At 42.7% G+C, this 19,810-nt stretch carries 23 protein-coding genes; 13 read left to right on the plus strand and 10 right to left on the minus strand.

Translation table 11 applies throughout. From position 1 onward, the window contains the following. Window positions 1–13: 13 nt before the first annotated feature. The 9 genes from lepB to C2M32_RS07900 all read left to right on the plus strand — a co-directional run bounded on the left by lepB (window position 14) and on the right by C2M32_RS07900 (window position 8,404). Window positions 14–949, plus strand: a complete 936-nt coding sequence (lepB, locus tag C2M32_RS07860) for a signal peptidase I (RefSeq protein WP_105167899.1) — start codon at window positions 14–16, stop codon at window positions 947–949. A 2-nt stretch (window positions 950–951) separates the two neighbouring features. Next, window positions 952–1,629, plus strand: coding sequence for a ribonuclease III (gene rnc / locus C2M32_RS07865; RefSeq protein WP_105167900.1), 678 nt, complete (start codon window positions 952–954; stop codon window positions 1,627–1,629). Continuing rightward, complete coding sequence (gene era / locus C2M32_RS07870) at window positions 1,619–2,518, plus strand: GTPase Era (protein ID WP_105167901.1); 900 nt, start codon at window positions 1,619–1,621, stop codon at window positions 2,516–2,518. The genes rnc and era overlap by 11 nt, the downstream gene beginning before the upstream one ends. Further along, entirely contained in the window at window positions 2,519–3,208 is a 690-nt protein-coding gene (recO, locus tag C2M32_RS07875) for a DNA repair protein RecO (protein ID WP_105167902.1), read from the plus strand. A gap of 4 nt (window positions 3,209–3,212) precedes the next feature. After that, window positions 3,213–3,947: a pyridoxine 5'-phosphate synthase gene (pdxJ, locus tag C2M32_RS07880; protein ID WP_105167903.1), complete on the plus strand. Its 735-nt coding sequence runs from the start codon at window positions 3,213–3,215 to the stop codon at window positions 3,945–3,947. A 58-nt stretch (window positions 3,948–4,005) separates the two neighbouring features. Beyond that, the gene (locus C2M32_RS07885) at window positions 4,006–4,872 is read left to right on the plus strand and encodes a kinase (RefSeq protein ID WP_105167904.1); all 867 of its coding nucleotides are present in this window, start codon (window positions 4,006–4,008) and stop codon (window positions 4,870–4,872) included. A gap of 192 nt (window positions 4,873–5,064) precedes the next feature. Further along, window positions 5,065–5,382 carry a hypothetical protein gene (locus C2M32_RS07890; RefSeq protein WP_105167905.1) on the plus strand — a complete coding sequence of 106 codons (318 nt, stop codon included), beginning with the start codon at window positions 5,065–5,067 and terminating at the stop codon, window positions 5,380–5,382. Continuing rightward, window positions 5,325–7,784, plus strand: coding sequence for a YHYH protein (locus C2M32_RS07895; protein WP_158678168.1), 2,460 nt, complete (start codon window positions 5,325–5,327; stop codon window positions 7,782–7,784). The genes C2M32_RS07890 and C2M32_RS07895 overlap by 58 nt, the downstream gene beginning before the upstream one ends. 35 nt (window positions 7,785–7,819) lie before the next feature. Beyond that, window positions 7,820–8,404, plus strand: coding sequence for a hypothetical protein (locus C2M32_RS07900; protein ID WP_158678169.1), 585 nt, complete (start codon window positions 7,820–7,822; stop codon window positions 8,402–8,404). Between the two features lie 63 nt (window positions 8,405–8,467). On the opposite strand, the gene C2M32_RS07905 is transcribed toward C2M32_RS07900, so the two are convergent. The 3 genes from C2M32_RS07905 to queC form a co-directional block, all read right to left on the minus strand. Beyond that, entirely contained in the window at window positions 8,468–8,875 is a 408-nt protein-coding gene (locus tag C2M32_RS07905) for a lysozyme inhibitor LprI family protein (RefSeq protein ID WP_105167908.1), read from the minus strand. 16 nt (window positions 8,876–8,891) lie between these two features. Next, window positions 8,892–9,665, minus strand: coding sequence for a class I SAM-dependent methyltransferase (locus C2M32_RS07910; protein WP_105167909.1), 774 nt, complete (start codon window positions 9,663–9,665; stop codon window positions 8,892–8,894). 151 nt (window positions 9,666–9,816) lie between these two features. Then, entirely contained in the window at window positions 9,817–10,476 is a 660-nt protein-coding gene (gene queC / locus C2M32_RS07915) for a 7-cyano-7-deazaguanine synthase QueC (protein ID WP_105167910.1), read from the minus strand. Window positions 10,477–10,598: 122 nt separating this feature from the next. On the opposite strand from queC, the gene queE reads away from it, so the two are divergent. After that, window positions 10,599–11,264 carry a 7-carboxy-7-deazaguanine synthase QueE gene (gene queE / locus C2M32_RS07920; protein ID WP_105167911.1) on the plus strand — a complete coding sequence of 222 codons (666 nt, stop codon included), beginning with the start codon at window positions 10,599–10,601 and terminating at the stop codon, window positions 11,262–11,264. Window positions 11,265–11,327: 63 nt separating this feature from the next. On the opposite strand, the gene bcp is transcribed toward queE, so the two are convergent. After that, window positions 11,328–11,798: a thioredoxin-dependent thiol peroxidase gene (gene bcp / locus C2M32_RS07925; RefSeq protein ID WP_105167912.1), complete on the minus strand. Its 471-nt coding sequence runs from the start codon at window positions 11,796–11,798 to the stop codon at window positions 11,328–11,330. A gap of 8 nt (window positions 11,799–11,806) precedes the next feature. Next, window positions 11,807–12,340 carry a glycine cleavage system protein R gene (locus C2M32_RS07930; protein ID WP_105167913.1) on the minus strand — a complete coding sequence of 178 codons (534 nt, stop codon included), beginning with the start codon at window positions 12,338–12,340 and terminating at the stop codon, window positions 11,807–11,809. 348 nt (window positions 12,341–12,688) lie between these two features. Between C2M32_RS07930 and bamC the strand changes: the two genes are divergently transcribed. Next, a complete protein-coding gene (gene bamC / locus C2M32_RS07935; protein ID WP_105167914.1) occupies window positions 12,689–13,750 on the plus strand; it encodes an outer membrane protein assembly factor BamC in 1,062 nt (353 codons plus the stop codon). 69 nt (window positions 13,751–13,819) lie between these two features. Further along, entirely contained in the window at window positions 13,820–15,193 is a 1,374-nt protein-coding gene (locus C2M32_RS07940; RefSeq protein ID WP_105167915.1) for a YjiH family protein, read from the plus strand. Between the two features lie 48 nt (window positions 15,194–15,241). Here the strand turns inward: C2M32_RS07940 and C2M32_RS07945 are convergent, their stop codons facing one another. Beyond that, entirely contained in the window at window positions 15,242–15,406 is a 165-nt protein-coding gene (locus C2M32_RS07945) for a DUF2897 family protein (RefSeq protein ID WP_105168034.1), read from the minus strand. A 197-nt stretch (window positions 15,407–15,603) separates the two neighbouring features. On the opposite strand from C2M32_RS07945, the gene C2M32_RS07950 reads away from it, so the two are divergent. Further along, on the plus strand, window positions 15,604–16,935 hold the full coding sequence (locus C2M32_RS07950; protein ID WP_105167916.1) for an ankyrin repeat domain-containing protein: 1,332 nt from the start codon (window positions 15,604–15,606) through the stop codon (window positions 16,933–16,935). 31 nt (window positions 16,936–16,966) lie between these two features. Here C2M32_RS07950 and C2M32_RS07955 read toward each other — a convergent pair whose 3' ends face one another. From C2M32_RS07955 to C2M32_RS07970, 4 genes are read right to left on the minus strand one after another with little or no spacing between them, the layout of a single operon-like run. After that, the gene (locus C2M32_RS07955; RefSeq protein ID WP_105167917.1) at window positions 16,967–17,410 is read right to left on the minus strand and encodes a DUF2069 domain-containing protein; all 444 of its coding nucleotides are present in this window, start codon (window positions 17,408–17,410) and stop codon (window positions 16,967–16,969) included. Continuing rightward, entirely contained in the window at window positions 17,407–17,958 is a 552-nt protein-coding gene (gene wrbA / locus C2M32_RS07960) for an NAD(P)H:quinone oxidoreductase (protein ID WP_105167918.1), read from the minus strand. Before wrbA ends, C2M32_RS07955 begins: the two co-directional genes overlap by 4 nt. Beyond that, window positions 17,958–18,305, minus strand: a complete 348-nt coding sequence (gene arsC / locus C2M32_RS07965) for an arsenate reductase (glutaredoxin) (protein ID WP_105167919.1) — start codon at window positions 18,303–18,305, stop codon at window positions 17,958–17,960. The genes wrbA and arsC overlap by 1 nt, the downstream gene beginning before the upstream one ends. Before the next feature lie 50 nt (window positions 18,306–18,355). Beyond that, the gene (locus C2M32_RS07970; protein ID WP_105167920.1) at window positions 18,356–19,810 is read right to left on the minus strand and encodes a M48 family metalloprotease; all 1,455 of its coding nucleotides are present in this window, start codon (window positions 19,808–19,810) and stop codon (window positions 18,356–18,358) included.

A 19,810-nucleotide genomic window follows, 5' to 3' on the forward strand; every position in this document is an offset into this window, starting at 1 on the left:
CAGGAAATTTTTGATGGCAGGCTATTTTTCAATATTTTTGGTGGTACTAACCATAGGTTCAGGTTTACTTTGGTTACTAGATCACCTGCTTTATGCACCAAAGAGAAAAGAACGGATCGCAATTGCTCAAGGTGCTTCAGAGCAACCTCTAGACGAGGATGTTATCGCACAAATAGCGCCTGAGCCTGCCATTATCGAAGGTGCAAAGTCAATTTTTCCGATGATTGCAGCGATCACAATTTTTCGCTCATTTATTTTTGAACCTTTCCAAATTCCGTCAGGTTCTATGATGCCAACTTTACTTGATGGCGATTTCATTCTGGTGCAAAAGTATGCTTATGGCATTAAAGACCCAGTATGGCGTTCGCAGTTAGTTGAAGTGGGTCAACCCGAACGTGGGGATGTTGTTGTTTTCAAGTTTCCTCTAGATGAGCGTATTGATTTTATCAAGCGCGTCATAGGTCTTCCTGGGGATCATATTGTTTATCGAAATCGTCAACTATATATCAAGCCTAACTGTGCTGAGGGTGAGTTACAGCAAGGTAGCTTAGTGTGTGGTGAGTACAACAAGATTAAGTTAGATATAGTGAACCGAGATGAGTATACGCAGGGCGCAATGCCATTGGTACGTTTGACAGAAGATTTGCCAAATGTGCCACATGATATTTTAATTAATCCACAAGCTATCGAAATGACTGAGCGTTACTACCAGCAAGATGGTACGCGCCGCGATGAGTGGGTTGTGCCTGAAAACAGCTATTTTGCTATGGGTGATAACCGTAACAATAGCCAAGATAGTCGCATGTGGGGATTCGTTCCTAAAGAAAACCTTGTCGGTAAAGCGGTCTTTATTTGGATGAGTTTTGATTTTGAAAATGGCCCAGATAGCCTGCTTCCAGGTTGGGTTCCAACTGGTGTTCGTTTTGGACGCCTAGGTAATATTCAGTAACAATGAAAAGAAACGTAGCAGAATTATACAGTAAGATAGGATATCACTTTAACAACGAGGCATTGCTTGAACAGGCTATGACGCATCGCAGTCATAAAGGCCAACACAATGAGCGATTAGAATTTCTTGGAGATTCAATTTTGAGTTTTGTAATCGCCAATGCCTTGTATCACCAGTTTCCAAAAGCGCGTGAGGGCGACTTAAGCCGGATGCGCTCCACTTTAGTACGAGGCCAAACGTTAGCTGAATTCGGTGTTGAGTTTAGCCTAGGTGATTATTTAAGATTGGGACCGGGTGAATTAAAAAGTGGTGGTTTTCGTCGTGAGTCGACTTTAGCTGATGCGGTCGAAGCGATTATTGGCGCGGTGTTTTTAGATTCAGATATAGATACTTGCAGTGAATTGATCTTAACTTGGTATGCTTCACGTTTAGAGGCTATTTCACCAGGTCATAATCAGAAGGACCCTAAGACTTTACTGCAAGAATATTTGCAAGCGCGCAAATTACCACTGCCAGGCTACACTGTGATAGACACAAAAGGTCAAGCACACAACCAAACATTCACGGTTGAATGTATTGTTGAAGGGATGGAGAGCATAATTTCAGTAGGTAGCTCTCGCCGTAAAGCAGAACAGAAAGCTGCCGAAAAAGCATTGAAGATTTTAAAAAATGACGCTTAATACACATTGTGGCATGGTTGCCATTGTTGGTCGCCCAAATGTCGGTAAATCAACACTCTTGAATAAAATTGTTGAGCAGAAAGTAAGTATTACTTCACGCAAGCCACAAACCACTCGTCACCGCATCATGGGGATTCACACCGAAGACAACTATCAAGCGGTCTATGTGGATACACCTGGGTTACACATAGAAGAAAAGCGGGCCATTAACCGTTTAATGAACCGTGCAGCGTCTAGTTCTATTGGTGATGTGGAACTCATCATTTTTGTTCTTGAGGGAACTCTTTGGAACAGCGATGATGAGATGGTGCTTAATAAAGTTAAGCAAAGTGGTCGTCCCGTACTTGTGGTTATGAACAAAGTTGATCAGGTTAAAGAGCACGAAGATGTGCTTAAACACATGCAGTGGCTATCTGAGCAAGGTGAGTTTGTCGGTATAGTTCCGGTTTCGGCTAAGCAGAACAAGAACATCGATCTTGTTAAAGATGCTGTGCGTAAGCGCTTGCCTGAATGTGAGTTTTATTTCCCTGAAGATTATGTCACTGACCGTTCAATGCGCTTTTTGGCTGCAGAAATTGTTCGCGAAAAACTCATGCGTTTTATGGGAGATGAACTGCCATACTCTGTAACGGTAGAGATCGAACAGTTTAAATGGCAAGACAATGGTGTTTGGCAAATCAATGCGTTGATCTTGGTAGAACGTGAGTCACAAAAGCGGATGGTGATCGGTAACAAGGGTGAAAAACTCAAAGTGATTGGTCGTGAAGCTCGCAAAGACTTAGAAAGTATGCTGGACAACAAAGTATTTTTAGAACTTTGGGTCAAAGTGAAGTCTGGTTGGGCTGATGATGAACGTGCCCTGCGTAGCTTAGGATACGGAGAAGACTGATTGCAAAACGACTTTCGACAAGTGTATTTATTGCATCGACGTGCGCATAGCGACTCGCAATTAATGCTTAATACACTTGTTGAAGGAGTCGGTCACCTTAGCATGATTGCGAGGGTCAAGGGCCGTCAAGCGCTCAAACATAATGCTCACCTTAGACCTTTTACTCCCATTTTGGCTCAATATGGCGGTCGCCATGATTTAAAATATTTAAACTCCTTTGAACTGGCCCAAAATCCATTATCATTACATGGAAAACAGTTATATTGTGGCTTTTATTTAAACGAATTGGTTTATCGGATAGTGCCACGCAATGAACCTCAGGAACAAGTGTTTACGCTTTATCAGCAGCATTTGAATATATTGGTGCAGCAAACAGATGTAGAACCTGTGTTACGCAGTTTTGAGTTTCAGTTGCTTAGCTTATTGGGGTTTGGTGTTGAGTTTGATATTGATGCTCACGGTGATCCAATCAGTGCCAATTTAAGCTATCAATACATACCGGAGCTCGGCTTTGTGCCAACTGATATACCTCAGTATGGTTTTGCTGGTGCTGCGCTACTGGCGATGGCCGAGCATGATTTTGCTAAACCTACCGTAAGAGCAGCGGCAAAACATCTTAGTCGGTATTTATTGAAACCATTATTAGGAAACAAGGCTTTAAAAAGTCGGGAATTATTTATATCAAGGTAAGGCTATGAAAGATATTTTATTGGGTGTGAATGTGGATCACATCGCTACTTTAAGGCAAGCACGTGGCACCAGCTACCCAGATCCAGCCCATGCAGCGAGTGTAGCGGAACACGCGGGAGCGGATGGTATTACGATTCATTTGCGTGAAGATCGTCGTCACATTCAAGATAGAGATGTATACGTGATGGCAAAGACGATTCAAACTCGCATGAATCTTGAAATAGCCGTTACCGATGAAATGTTGGCGATTGCGCAAGAAGTTAAACCTGAGTACGTATGTTTAGTACCAGAGAAGCGCGAAGAGCTTACTACCGAAGGTGGTTTGGATGTTATTGGTAATCAACAGAAGATAACTGACGCGGTTAGAACACTTTCAGATGCGGGTATCAAGGTTTCGTTGTTTATTGATGCTGACAAGACTCAGATAGATGCAGCCAAAGCAACCGGCGCACCTTACATCGAAATTCACACAGGGGCTTACGCGGATGCACATAATGACGAAGAACAAGCCGCAGAATTAGAGCGTATTCGTGAAGGTGTTAAGTATGCGCATGGCTTAGGCATTATCGTCAATGCGGGCCATGGTTTACACTATCATAATGTTAAGCCGATAGCGCAAATGAGTGAAATCTATGAGCTAAATATAGGTCATGCCATCGTTGCCCGTGCCGCAATAGATGGTCTAGAAAAAGCTGTGAGAGATATGAAACGTCTGATGCTTGAAGCAAGACAAGCATAAATTTTATGAAAAAATAGAGGCCACCTGAGTGGCCTTTATTTTACCAAAGGAATTGACCATGCTCTCTTGGCAACAGCGTTTTATTGCACAGCAACAACTTCCACTTAGCTATATTGAAGACGCACAGCCGCTTTGTACGTGGCTAACTGAGCTTGTGACGTCAACCTCACAGCCTTTGTGTATCGGGATCAATGGCGCTCAAGGGTCTGGTAAATCAACTTTGGCTGCGTTTTTGACTATTCATTTACGTAACTTAGGCTATAAAACACAAAGTGTGTCCATAGATGATTTCTACTTATCACCCCGTGAGCGTGAAAAAGTGGCGAATAAATACCATCCACTATTTGTAACTCGCGGGGTGCCAGGAACACATAATATGGCGCTGTTAAACTGCGTATTGAGCGATTTTAAGAATCAAAAGACTATTGTGCTGCCAAGTTTTGATAAATCTACAGATTCGCCCAAACCAAAGCATAAATGGTTACGGTGTGAAGACCAGCTTGACGTACTGCTGCTTGAAGGGTGGTGCATAGGCCTTGGTGCTCAGCCTAACTTACGGCTCAATAAAAGTGTCAATGATTTTGAGCAACAACAAGACAGCGATGGTAAATTTAGAGCGCAGGTAAATCAGTTTTTGGCAGGGGAATATCAAAGTGTTTTCGCCTATTTGGATAAACTTATTTACCTTGACGTCAGCTGTTTTGAGCGTGTATTTAATTGGCGATTGCAGCAAGAGCAGCAACTAAAGGCTGCTTCTGGCACTGGCATGACAGAAACACAAGTTTATGACTTTATCCAGTACTTTCAACGGCTCACTGAGTGGGGTTTTGAATATTTACCAAAGCGCTGTGATCTACATATCAAGGTTGATCAAAACCATAGATTTGCCATTGCAAGTGACGAGTCTACCAAACTAGAAAAGTAAATAATTCATTAAGTTAGACGGAAATACCAATCTTTCAGACTGGATCTGAAATGCAGTCATGTTCCTTTCTTGGTCCTTTATTACCAGTTAAATTCATCCGACCAGTATGTTTTTCTTACTGTGTGCATATTTCATCCACATTGTGTGCTTAACTTTAGTACTTCCCTAATAATATGTATTAAGGTGCAAACAATGATAAAAGTAATCAGGCAACTAGCTTCAAGCCTGTTGTTAGGCTTGTTAACCATTACGCTACTTAGTGGTTGTGGTGGTTCTGGAGGCGATTCTAGTACCGTCACCCCTCCTACCGACAATAACTCGGGTGATACGCCTGGGGATAATTCAGGTGATACACCAGGGGATAACTCGGGCGATAATCCTGACGACGATGGTTCAGACGATGACTCTCTGATGATGGCTCATACAAAGGTTCCGGTGCGCTCACTCAAGGTGTGGCGACGACAACCATCAGCAACTTGTTTGCAGCAGGTAGCCGTGTTGCGGCGGTAGGTAGTATCACAGATAGCAGTCAACAAAGCTGGATAGTTCCTGCACAGACGCTGTTCCAAGACAGTGCGATGCCATTCGCATCGGATTTATACAACAGTTACGTATCGGGCCACAATTACGCCAATGTTGCCGCTGCTGAGGCTGCTTTGGATGGTACGGATATCATTGAAATTGACGCCGATGGTGAGGTGATCACCGCATACATCTTTGCTGACAATTACTTTGAGATGTACGTCAATGGGAACGCGGTAGGTAAAGATCCTGTGCCGTTCACTGAGTTTAATTCCAACATTGTGCGTTTTAAGGTGAAACAGCCTTTTACCGTTGCAATGGCACTTGTTGACTGGGAAGAGACTCTGGGAACGGGTACTGAAAATAACCAAGGAAGTGCCTATGCCGCCGGTGATGGGGGGATGGTTGCAGTATTCAAAGACAGTAATGGACAAATTGTTGGTGTAACAAACAATCAGTGGAAAGCACAAACCTATTACACCGCACCTATTGTTGATCAGTCATGTTTGAGTGAGTCGGGCAGTCAGCGTCTATCTACAAGTTGTAGTACAGGAGCTGTTAGTGATATTTCTTCGGTCTATGGCGTACATTGGAGCAGACCGACAAACTGGATGAGTGCAAACTTTGACGACAGTAGCTGGCCAAGTGCTTCAACTTATACCAATGAGACTGTGGGTGTAGATAACAAACAGGCTTATACCAACTTTACCTCCGTATTTGATGATACTCAAAGTGATGCTCAGTTTATTTGGAGCTCAAACTTAGTATTAGATAACGAAGTGTTAGTGCGCGGCACAATCGGTAGCGACACCGATGGTGGAGACGGTGACACTGATAGCGGTGATTTTCAGCTAACTAGTAAAGCAGTGAAAAGCGATAATATAGTACCGCTGTCTGCAACATGTGACGGTGCCAACGGAGGCATGTCAATTCCGCTGCAATGGAGTGGTGCACCTTCTGGCACACAATCATACGCGCTTTCAATGCATCACTTTCCTAATCCAAATGATGCAGATGACTTCTCAAAAGCACATTCATACTGGACGGTTTACGACATTCCAGCCGCGACCGATAATCTGGCAGCGGGTGAAACCTCTGTTGGTGTATTTGGTATCAACAGTGTGAATAGTCAGCAACAATATGCACCGCCATGCTCCGCAGACCCAGGTGAACATGATTATACAATCACTGTCTACGCTCTTTCATCCGCAGTAAACAGCTTGGGATTAACGGGTAGCACAACCGATCTCGCCACACTTCGTGATGCTATCGCGTCTCATACATTGAGTACAGCCACTTTGTCACTGACGCGTTCGCGCTATAACCCTAACAATGATCAACATGTACCACAGAGTGTGGCCACGACATGTGCTACAAAATCAGCGGCATTTGAAGCTTATGGTGATCATGTTTCTGTGAGCTGTAGTGGCAATACCATGAGTGTCACCACGCATACACTGCTACCTTATCGTTCTCAGTTAGATAGTGATAAAGCAAACGTCGGCATTCGTTCATGGATTGGACGTGTTCCTATCCCAGAGCAGCTAACTTGGACTTTGCCAATCACGCCTACTTATTTGCCTGAGCCACAGAGTAACATCAATATCCACCATGCGGTGGGGGTGTCGGTAGAGGGGGTTCCAATTCTTCATTATGCCAAAGAAAGTGAACCAGATGAGATTGCTCAACTGGGTCAAGACTATAGCAGTCGTGATACCGTGTTGTTGGGAGAAATCGACCAATGTGGTGGTCATGCGGGCAATGGTGAAGATTATCACTATCATATGGCACCGATTTGTTTGATGGACAGCCACGACCCTTCACAGCCATTGGCGTATATGTTTGATGGCTTACCGCTGTATTTTGGTACAGGTGGGGGCGTAAAAACAACAGATGGCACTGACTATGGTGCTGGTCGCTATGAAGATTTGAACTATTTGCCAGCAGATGTGAAAGATGGCAGTAATCCGCTTGATGAATGTAATGCTTACGATCTGCACGGAGATGGCAGTGAGTATGTTTATTACAGTACGACTGATGCGCCATATAGTATCGGTTGCTTTAGAGCGCAAGCCGACCAAGAAGGCTCAGTGCCAAGTGGTCCTCATTGGGTTCAGGAACGAGATTTGTCTTGGTCTGGAAATGATGTTTCACTCACCGATTATGACACCATGAGCTTTGGCGGTATGACTTGGCAATTTATTGAAGTAACTCCAGGCGAAAGCAATAACCGTATTGGAGCTGGTAAAAAAGCGCTAATTATGTATCGACAGTTAGTCAGTGGAGACAGTGGTTATGATCCTAACGCCAATTGCTATGCGTTCAGATATCGTCTTGATAGCACAGATACCGCAGGCACTAATGATACATATTCAGAGCATTGCCGATAAGCGAAGAGGTTAGTATGCTAAAGACGGTTACTAGTATGAAAATTGCTTTAATGGTTACGCTGTTTAGTTGGACAGGTTCACTGCTAGCGCATGGCTTACAAATGAGTACTGCGCAAGTGGTTCAGCGTCAGGATAACTACTTGTTTATTACGATGCATACGCCAGTGGCGAAACTGTATCAGCATATGAACTATCAAGGTAAACCAGCATCGCTGATGCATTTGGCGAATGGCTCAGATCAGCAGCTTGGTCAGTTTCGACAGGCCTTAGTGGAGTTGTTCAGAAACAACATGAACTTGTCAGTAGCGCAGCAACCATTGCAATCTGTAAAAGTTAGAGTTGCACCAAAGGAAGAACTCAAAAAGCTGTTGCAAGCTGAACTGGCTGAGCAAGTTTTGAGTGCGCATCAGCATGAGCAGAGTCACCATGCTGAACCTAAAAACTTTTTCCGCATAGAAGTGGATGGTTTTATCGCAGCTGGTAAGGATACACCACGCATGCTAAGTGCTAGCTTTCCAAAAGAGCTGGGGCAAGTGTTGGTAAGTTACACCAAGCCGCAAATACAAACGCTAACGCCAACGGAGCAGGGTAGCCAATATATTCAGGCTTTGCGGAAATAATTTTTTTGGGTTAACTTTGAATAAAAAGCCGTGGCAGACCACGGTTTTTTATTTTTATGTGGATTACTTCTGCGGTTCTGGTAACAATGCTGGGGTTGAGTCTTCAAAGGTTAAAAATGATGTCCACAAAGAATGTGTTCTTTGCTGCGTTAATTTTATTTTACAGTCCACACTCATGGCCGTTCTGATTGTCCCTTCACGCCATGTATTAAAAACGGCACCACAGTGCGCTTGTCGATAATCAAGCCAAATCATCTGACTTTTATTGATCGATGAGACGCTGGTAGGGTCTTGTGTATAACGCGAAATACTCTTTGCTAAGTACTGTTCCATAAGGGTTTCTGCAGCAATCAGTTCTTTGTTCATACACTGGTTTATCTGCACCGTAGTCCAAGCATTGTTGCAATCCAAGGGTTCTTCGGCAAACACCCCAACACAGAAAAATAGCGCGATAAATGTGTCAAGTCTCATCAACTTTCTCCCGTTGTTATTGCGATTTTATAGCCTTAACAGAATATAGCAGAGGCACTTGCTGATTTTGATAAAGCTTTTGATAACCAAAACCTTGCACATATTCTAGGTCATCAAAGCATTCATATGGACTGTAGGGGTACTCGTTCAAAGATTCGATATTAAGACCTGCACCAATCAATGCATTGATAACTTCACTTAATGAATGAGACCAAGTAACGATTGTAGATTGTGTACCATCACAATTTTCTGTATACGTACCTTCTTGGTCGACATCCGCTTGGCCGTTTGGGAAATATCGCATTCCGCTCAGTAGGTCATTAAACATATGAAACTCGACCATATGAAACTCACCGCCGACTTTAAGTGACTTGGCGATTACTTTTGCCCATTCGATTAAATCTGGTAGCCAACATATTGCTCCATATGATGTAAAAACGAGGTCAAACTGTTGTTGGTTATCTTGGCCAAATTGGTAGATGTCGCTTTCGATGAAGTTTGCTTCTAACGCCAACGATTGGGCGAGCAGGTTTGCTTGCATAATCGCATCAGCAGATAAATCGACACCTGTCACTTTCGCCCCTCGGCGAGCCCATGATAGGGTATCCTGACCAAAGTGACATTGTAGGTGAAGTAGCGATTTTCCAGTGACATTACCGAGTTGTTCTAGTTCGATAGGGTTCAGTGAAGACTGACCCTTTTTAAACCCTTCGACATCATAGAATTTGGATTCTAAGTGAATTTGAGTTCTTTTATTCCACGCTTGTTTATTAATACTTAGGTAGTCCATTTATTCAACTCACTGCGCAATGAGGTCAAATAGGTAGCTTAGCATGCTTAACAGGTAGGCACTACGGATATTTACCGGGCCAAACGCAAACAGTTACAAGAGGTTATGTGAGAGAAGGGGGATGTTGGGGAGTGAAATCACTCCCTGTTTTTTAAGCCTCGTAGCTAAGAGGATCTTGCGCATTATTGAGTGCAAACGCTTCCAGTCTTTCTTGGCAGGCGCCACATTTACCACAAGCTTTCTCTCTGCCGTTATAGCAGGTCCAAGTGTGGCTGTAATCTAAACCCATTTTCAGGCCATCGGTTAGAATGTCGATTTTACTGTTGTTAAGGTATGGACAGACAATTTCAATTTCTTCGTAGTTAGCGATACGACATACATCGTCCATTTTTTTAACAAACTCGGGGCGGCAATCCGGATAAATAGCATGATCGCCAGAATGCGCACCATAAAATACCTTGTTGGCTTTAAGAGAGACTGCGTAACCTACTGCTAAAGATAGCAAAATCATATTTCGATTTGGCACGACTGTACTTTTCATGCTTTCTTCTTCGTAGTGGCCTTCAGGCACGTCTATGTCGTCAGTGAGTGACGATCCACCAATAAGCTGGTTGATTGCTGAGATATCGACAATCTTATGAGCGATATTGAGACTGTTACATACTTGCTCTGCAACTTGTAGCTCTTTTACGTGGCGTTGGCCGTAATTAAAAGACAGCGCATAGACTTCATAGCCGGCACGAATTGCTTTGTTAAGAACGGTGTATGAATCCATACCACCGGAGTAAATGACAACGACTTTTTCGCTCATAGGTGTTTTGCCTCGATTTTGATAGAGGTTTACGTCAGGGCGCGATATACTACACGGCCGCCGTGGAAATAACAATTTCCATTGGTGATTTTTTGAGTTTGTGAAGTTGTTACGGAGCCGTTTTGTACAAAATAAACGAAATCTTTGAAACCATTCAAGGTGAAGCCAGTTATACCGGCGTCCCATCAATTTTTTTACGTTTACAGGGATGTCCTGTAGGGTGTGCATGGTGTGACACTAAGCAAACGTGGGAAGTTGACTCGACATATAAAATTTCGTTAGATGGTACGGTTGAGAAAAAAACAGACTCACAGTGGTGGGCTGAGGCTAATGCCGAACAAATTCTTGAACTGTTTCAGATGCGTGGCTACCTAGCAAAACACGTAGTGATCACTGGTGGTGAGCCGTGTATGTTTGATTTAGTTCCACTTTGCGAGCTGCTGCATCAGAATGGTTACAGTACACAAATTGAAACCAGCGGTACGTTTGAAATTAAAGTACCAGAGCAAACTTGGGTGACGGTTTCACCAAAGATCAATATGCGTGGAGGCTATGAAGTTTTAGCCAGTGCAATGCAACGAGCGAATGAAATCAAGCATCCGGTAGCGATGCAAAAGCACGTAGAAGAATTAGAAGCCTTATTTGAACAAACAGGTGTAACGCCGAAACTCGTGTATTTACAGCCTATCAGCCAAAAAGCCAAGGCAACCAAGCTAGCGATTGATACTTGTATGAAAAAGAACTGGCGGCTATCCGTGCAGGTCCATAAATATATTGGTATCAACTAAAGCTTTAGCTAATAAATAGCAAAAAGGCGCTTGGTTAAGCGCCTTTTTTAGTGATTTACAGGGTTAGTTACTTTGTAGATAGTCAATCACCACCTGATGGTGGTCTTTGGTTTTAAACTTATTAAACACGTGCTTAACTTTACCATCTTGTCCAATTAAGAAGCTGATGCGGTGGATACCATCGTACTCCTTGCCCATAAATTTCTTCAGGCCCCAAACACCAAAAGCATCTGCAATGGCGTGATCTTCATCAGATAAAAGATCAAAGTTAAGATCTTTCTTGTCTTCAAAGTTTTTCAGTTTTTTTACGGGATCTGGACTTATTCCAACGGCAACCGTGTTGAGTTTCGCCAGTTCAGACTTATGATCACGTAATTGCTCTGCTTGCACAGTACAACCCGGTGTTAATGCCTTTGGGTAGAAGTACACAAGTACTTGGTTTTGCTCTAACAAAGAAGCCAGAGAAACGGTTTCATCGTTTTGGTTTTTTAATGAAAATAGTGGCGCTTGTTCGCCTGCGGTAAGTGTTTTCATGTCAATCCTTAGCGAATTCGTCTTAAAATGTAATCTACGTTTAATGTGTGAGAAAGATCTTCAAATTGGATTTTAAATTTATCTAAATCGACACTACTGGGAATATTAAACTCCAGCTCGCACCGCATATGTAATTGTTCATCTTGCTCAAAGGTATCTGATTTTAATGAACAAATACTCACGCTTTGCTCAGCAAAAAAGCGTGTTACTTTGCTTAATGTACCTGGAGTATCGAGACCTTGATACTCAAGTGTGTAACCCGCGCTGAAATCACCTTGCTGATGTGAGCTGGTGCGTTTCATCATGGTCAGTAGACCAAGTTCCATTCCTTTAACCGGTAAACTATGCTCAACTCTACTGATAGCAGACATATCACCACTAAGCAGCATAATAAACGTGAACTCGTTACCAAGAATAGCAATACGACTGTCAATGATATTACAGTGACAGTCACTCACAAGTTGCGTTAGCTCACTCACTATCCCTGAGCGGTCTTCACCTATTGCGGTTAACACCAGTTGTTGATTGGCAAAAGCAGTCATTAATGAAACCTAACCTCTGTAAATGTACTCTATCGATACAAAGTGCCATGAAGAATACAGTGGATAATTGATATTTAACCAAAAATAGTACCACAGAACTTGGCGCTTAACATGCCTGTTTTGGGATTTATTACGGTACTGGGCGGATAATTTTAAGGCTTTCTTGTGTTTATTCCCATTGGAAAGTACCATAGTTGCAAATTTTTCGGTTGATAACAACTAACCTATTCATTCCTAATGAAGTTGTCATCTTATTAGGAATTTTTCGAATTGACAGTGAACCAAACCAGCATTCCCTACTCATAGTAATGAAATAAAAATTAACGGGTCTGCTAAGGAGAATAATCAGTGCAGTATTGGATCCCAAAAACGTTGGCTTTCAGCGTATTAATTGGTTTATCTGGATGTAGTGTTTTTACGAATGATGCGCACCACCAGCGTAACTATCGTGTAAATGAGCCCGTTAAGGTACCAGCACATCTACAACAGCCATCACAAGATCCGACCTATAAAATGCCAGTAGCAAGTTTTGATAGTGACCCAGAGGCAAAGAGCTTTCGTCCACCTCAGCAGGTGCTAACGGTAGCCACAGGTAGTTGGGTTGAAGAAAATGAAAGCCAAGCTAGGGTCTTTTTTGACAAAAATGATGGCATAGACGACCTAACAGCGTTTATTTGGAAAGCCGTAGATAGTGTTGTAGCTGAACATAACGCGCCTTTAGAGCAAGACAACCGAGCACAAGGTGTTGTGAGTACGGGATGGTATTCACTCATCAAACCGGTAGAAGGTTGGTTTTGGGAAGATGATGTTATTGTTTCTGAACAAAAGTTTCGCTTTACTGTAGAGCAAAAAGAACATCAAAGAACCGCCTCGTTACGCGCAGAGTTGGTAGATTATCGCAGTGACAACACGCCTCTAAATGATTTGCTCAAGCAACAGTTAGAAGCAAGAGCCGTAAACGAAGTGGTTGCTGAATTTGATTATTTGTATCGCATTTTAGAAGTTCAGCTTAGAAAACAGCAGGGGGTATTGTCGTTAGCTAATGGCTTTGATGATGAAGGTAATGGCGCTATGATCACAGAACAAAAACGTGATATTGTTATTGACCGATTTGCTGGATTTTTAGAACGTGTGAATTTTACCATTATCAAGATAGACAAAGACAATGGCTTGATTTCAACTCGTTACGAAAAACCACAGGATAGTGTCTGGGATTCTATCTGGGGTGATGACGCGGTACGACTTCCGCTTGAAAGCGGTGATTATAAAATTTCCGTTGCCGCTACAAAAGAGGGAAGTACGTCAATCACTTGGAGAGATGCGCAAGGAAATGTGTTAGATACAGATGTTATGGCGCAGTTACAACAAATACTCGTAGAAGTATTGCGCGATAAGGGCCTGACTATTTAATCAGTTGGTCGTTTTTTAATTGAGAAAAGAGCTTTAGGCTCTTTTCTTTGTTTTTGTAGGCTAAATATAATGACAACACAAACAAGTCGTACAGTGACGCCCGATTGGCGCACACTTTTTGCATTTATCGTTCCTTCATTGATTGGGGTATTTTTATTCATGACCCCCGTTGCCATTGGCGAAGCAATGACGATTCCCATCGCTGTTATGGCAAAGTCACTACAAGGGTTTGTCGGACCATATGTTGATACCCTGATCCTCTTTGTTATTTGTACAACAGGTGTAATGAGTCTGTTGGTGAAGCTTGTAAAACCTGCACCATTAATGAAAATAGCCTTGGTCAAACACCTGTTTGAAGTCAGCTGGATATGGTTAGTGACGCGCTTGGTTGGTATGGCGTTCATTCTAATGACTTACTTTCAGGTCGGCCCTAGTATTATCAATTCATCACATACGGGCGCACTGGTATTGAATGATTTGCTGCCTGTACTATTTTCGGTATTTATTTTAGCAGGGTTACTGTTGCCTTTGTTGCTGAACTTTGGCTTGTTAGAGCTGGTCGGCACCTTATTAACTAAGGTGATGCGTCCACTATTTGGTGTTCCGGGTCGCAGTGCAGTTAATTGTGTGGCATCTTGGTTGGGAGATGGCAGCGTGGGGATTTTGATGACCGCTCGCCAATATGAAGACAAGTATTACACGCAAAAAGAAGCAGCAATAATAGGTACGACTTTTTCCGCCGTGTCGATAACATTTTGTCTAGTCGTTATCGGTCAGGTAAAACTCGAGCATCTGTTTGCGCCGTTCTATTTAACGGTTTGTTTAGCCGGTTTTGTTGCCGCGATTATCGTTCCTCGTTTACCTCCGCTTAGGTTCAAAAGTAATACCTATATTGATGACACCGTGCCAGATAGCGATGCTGAAGCGGTGCCTGAAGGTAAAACTCTGTTTAAGCATGCGCTTGATGTAGCACTGACAAAAGCGCAAAAAGCGCCGGGTGTAAAAGGCACTTTGCAAGAAGGTGTAAGTAACGCACTTGATATGTTATTTGCTGTTCTACCAGTGGTAATGGCCGTGGGAACTTTAGCGCTAATCGTTGCTGAGCACACATCTATTTTCCAAGTGTTGGGTACACCATTTGTGCCTTACTTAGAGCTACTGAACGTGCCTGAGGCAGCACAGGCGGCGCAAACAATTGTCGTTGGCTTTGCTGATATGTTTATCCCGTCTATTCTGGCGGCCAGTAACATTGAAAGCGATGTAACACGCTTCATCATCGCTGCAATGAGCGTGACTCAGTTGATCTACATGTCAGAAGTGGGCGCGCTGTTATTGGGTAGCAAAATCCCAGTGAATTTATTGGAGTTATTTGCAATCTTTATATTGCGTACCTTAGTAACTTTGCCGGTGATTGCATTTATGGCGCATTGGCTAGTAGGTTAGGGTCGATATTTGGTGTGGTTGAGCATTCGATCATGTTCAACCACCAATTTATTTTTTATCTTTGTCGCTGTCATCAGGCTTGGTTTGCTTATCAATTTTCCCTTTAAAATCAAATTTAGCTGAGTACTTGAGCAAGGCGATATTACTCCATATAACAGCAATAACCGTCGCTATAATCAGTACGATGTGCCAAGTTTCCAATTGCTCCAACATGTTTTTACCCATTCAGAATGCTTACTATAGATATTGTAGCTGCATAAGGTAAAGATATGAAAGCTCTGAGGCATAAACCGCAAGATTTGTTAAGCAATTTTATTACGATATTGGTATCATTCACCTAACAGTCAGACTAAAGCACTTAGGCTGATACAAGTCGTAAATTTGGTTTAAATAAGGTGAATAACTCGCTCATGGAACATGTTTTACTGTGGCCATCCCAGTACCCTTTATTATTGCGTGGGTTAATAGAACAAAATGGGGCATTTATATTAGATGCTTTGGAATCTTGGCCAAGTTGTAGTACGAGTAAAGATGAACAAGGTGTTGATACAACTATTCTTCCTCCTGTGTTTTACCTGCAATGGCTAAAGCCCCTTGAGCCATTTGAGTCTTGTTACTTCCAACACATAGACGAATATGATCAGCAACAACAGACGTATACACAGCAGTTGTTTGCTCATATTGAGCAATCGGGTATGACGCGTCAGGCGATTAGTATCATGCTGATGGAGCGCTTGGCTCAGTACAGTGACCTCGCGTTGCAAATTGAGTCGATAACATTACCTAATTTTTTCGAACTACTTATTAATTTAAAGCATGAACAGGTATTCGATTGGTGTCTGGCTGCACATATGTCACTTACGGCTCACGAAGTGGTTGCTGCGTGGCAGGTAGAAGAGTTTAGGGTGGCTATTGAGAAGCATATTGAAACGTGTATCGGACAAAGAGAGCTCACCGCCACACTCGCTACAGATAAACTGCTACAAGGTGAAGAGTATTATCCTCTGCTAGAGTTACTGTTTGAAGATAAGGCAGAAATATCACTATTGTTAGAACAAGCTCTGTTGGCTCAAGTCATGCTTGATGATGTGAAACAGCCTAAATTGATGGGCCTTTTATCACAAGGTGCCCAAGGCACAGTACGTGATGAACAAGGGCGCTCTGCACTTATGTGGGCGGTTGAAAAAGGTTTCGTTAATGTAGTTGAAAAGCTTATTGCATATCATGATATCAATGACCGTGATGAACAAGGCCAGACACTAATGCACTTTGCTGTTAAGTCTAATTTGGCGAGTATGGTTGATTTAATAATAGCGTCCGGAGTTGACGCAACTCAAACAGACACACAAGGTCAAAGTCCTTATCGTCTGGCCATGAAACTTTCAGCGCTGGTGGCAAAAAAAACCTTAGAACAACACGGTATTAAAGAGCTTTCAGAAAAAGGGAAGTTGTTGAAAATAAAGCAGGTGCATATCTTATATGCTTTGGCCAGTTTACTATTACCAATCCAGCTTGCTTTATTTTTTAGTGAAAAAATAGAGGATAAATCGCTTTTTGTGTGGGGGGGAACGGCCATAGGTTTATTGTTGTTTGCCTTTGCTCGTAATGTTAGACGAGGGCAGCTGTATCCCAATTTATCTCATCCTTGGTCACTAAAAGGATTGACGGCAATTAGCTGGTTGAGTGTTAGTGTACAAGTCTTGTTTGCTTTATTAATTTTAAGCGCATTTTTCAGAGGCTAAAGCATTGCTGCTTTAGCCTTTTTGAATAACATCAGTCTTTTTTGTCTGCTTCTTGATGGGCCGCTTTTTCTTCAGCTAGTTCATCTTTTAGTTTACGTATCTTCAAACCCAACTCTTGGCCTCGATGTCGGGCGTAGTAGGTGCATCCAACAAACATAGATGTCGCAAAGACTAATTCTAAGATCACCCATATGAGTTCCTCAGGAGAGACCCAGAGTAAGCTCAAACCATGGATGAAGTAAATCATAACAATGAAGTTCGCCCATGCGTAGGTATATGGTTTGTCCTGAATAATGCCTTTGAGTGGTAACAATAGCGGCAATATATACACCGCAAATATAAATCCGTTACTGTAGCCCTCTCGTGGAACCATGATAAAAAGCCAAATTGGCATAAGGAGTAATAGCCCCACATAGCCAAACAAAGCTAGTCGTTGATAGGTAATAGTGAGGGGCTGTTTAATTGGTGTTGTCATTTTAGTTTACTTGCAATATTAAATAATCGAGTACCAACGGCACGACAAATTTTCATTTCGCATTCACTGAGCTCATTCGAGTTATCACTTCCAGCGACATGAGTTGCACCATAAGGAGTGCCTCCAGAGCGCGTACTTAACAGCTCTGGCACGTCATAGGGAACACCCAGCAGCATCATACCATGATGCAGCAGAGGAAGAGATAAGTTGAGCAAAGTAGCCTCATTACCACCGTGCATGCTACTAGAAGAAGAAAAAACACATGCGGGTTTGTCAATAAGCTGGCCTTTTAGCCATATATCGCTAGTGGTTTCCCAAAAGGCTTTGGCTTGTGCTGCCATCATGCCAAACCGTGTAGGAGTGCCAAATGCTAAAGCGTCACATTCTATGAGGTCCGCTTTACTGATTATTTGGTCGTGTTCATGTCTTTTTTCGAAGGTTCTGAGTTTCACATTCGCGCCGTGAAATTCTAACGCATCGCCTATCTCATGGGCCATAGCTTCCACAGAGCCATGGCTGGAATGATACAGAACAACTACAGTGACCATTAAAGGATATTCAACACAGATTCAGGCGGGCGTCCTAGGGCTGCTTTGTTGTTGTTAACCACAATAGGACGTTCAATGAGCTTTGGGTTATCAATCATAGCTTGACGTAATGTGGCTTCGTCTGTGTCCTTAGTTAACCCTAGCTCTTTGTAAAGAGTTTCCTTGCTGCGTACAAGTTGATGAGCAGACTCAAAACCTAGTTGTGTAAGTAACTCGCTTAATGTTTCTAAACTAATTGGTTCTTTTAAATACTCCACAACGCTAGCTGAGACCCCTTGTGCTTCAAGCAGTGCTAGCGTTTCGCGAGATTTTGAACAGCGAGGATTGTGATAAATAGTAACTGACATAAATAGGTCCTGATAATTTTTGGTTTATTTTAAAGGATGTACTCACTGACTTAAAGCTTAGCGAGCTCTTTTTGCATTTGCCTATATTGACTCAACAAGGCTTTCAGTCTGGCCTCTTTGACTGTTTCTTGCTCATCAATATGATTCAACGCTCGCTGGATTTCATCTGCTGCTTTAATGTAAGCACCATACTGGGCAAGCAGACTCGCATACATTTCATGGTACGCGGCTTTGTCCTGTTGTTCTTTATACACTTTACTCAGTAAATCTTTTGCTAACGTACTTTCTGGTTTATCTAGTAAAAATAGCTTAAGAATTTTTTCTGCGGTATCGAACTGTTTGGCTTCAATTGCAGCGTTCGCAAAATTCAGTGTGAGTACTTGGTTGTTGGGCCTAAACTCATACTTCAACTGCAACAATTTAGTCGCTTGCTCAGGTTGTTTTTGCGCAATCAATAGATCGGTATAAGCATCGAGATAAAACAAGTTGTTTTCGTCCTGCTTAAGTAATTTGTCCAAGAGTACTTGAGCTGGCTCTAGTTTTTCTTGGTCTAACAGCGCCAGAGCAAGACCATATTCGAGGGCTTGTTTACTCATTTCTGTTGCTTTGAGTCGTAACTGGCTTTCGAAATAAGCTTGTGCATCCGCACTTTTATATTGGTAACGAGCAAGTACACGGCTTTTCGCTAGTTCAAACTTTAGACTCGCAGGAACATACCTTGCGGTAAACTGTTGTGCTCTGAGCCTGACATCCGATACTCGTGAATCGGGTAAGGGGTGAGTCAGTAAGAATGTGGGTGGCTTAGTTTGATAACGTACTTGAGCCGAAAGTTTAGATAAGAACTCACTGGCTTGTGAGGGATCAAAACCAGCCTCATAGAGTGTTTGCATACCAAATCTATCAGCTTCTTGCTCAGCTTTTCTGCTATGAGTTAACTGGCTCAACTGCGCTTGCGTTGAGTTAGCGGCTAATATTGCCATACCAGCATCTGGTGCAACTATGGTTGTCAAAATACCCGCTATCATACCAGCAAGCGTCATTGCGTTATTGTCTTTAGCTTGTTGTATGCGTCTAGCAAGGTGACGCTGTGTTACGTGAGCTATTTCGTGGCCTAAAACAGAGGCCAATTGCGACTCGTTGTCAGCCTGGGCTATCAACCCGGTATGAACGCCTACATGGCCGCCATAGAACGCAAAGGCGTTAATTGCTTGGTTATTGATCCAAAAGAATGAAAAAGGGAAGCGTACGTCATTAGCATTGGCTACCAGCTTATTCCCTAAACTGGTTAAATACTCATCGAGTACAGGGTCTTGCACTAAAGGCGATTGACTTCTGATCTGCATCATCATGACTTCGCCGATGGCTTGTTCTTTTTCTAGTGGTAGCACTTGGAGTGCAGAAGTGCCTAAATCGGGTAATTTTAAGGCGTTTTGTCCGTGACTGGTTAGGCTCGCAAGTAGCATCGCCGTCCCAACTGCGGCACGAACCAGAGAAGTTAATTGCAT

Origin of the sequence: Pseudoalteromonas sp. T1lg23B (assembly GCF_002964665.1) — a bacterium.
GTDB lineage: Bacteria > Pseudomonadota > Gammaproteobacteria > Enterobacterales > Alteromonadaceae > Pseudoalteromonas.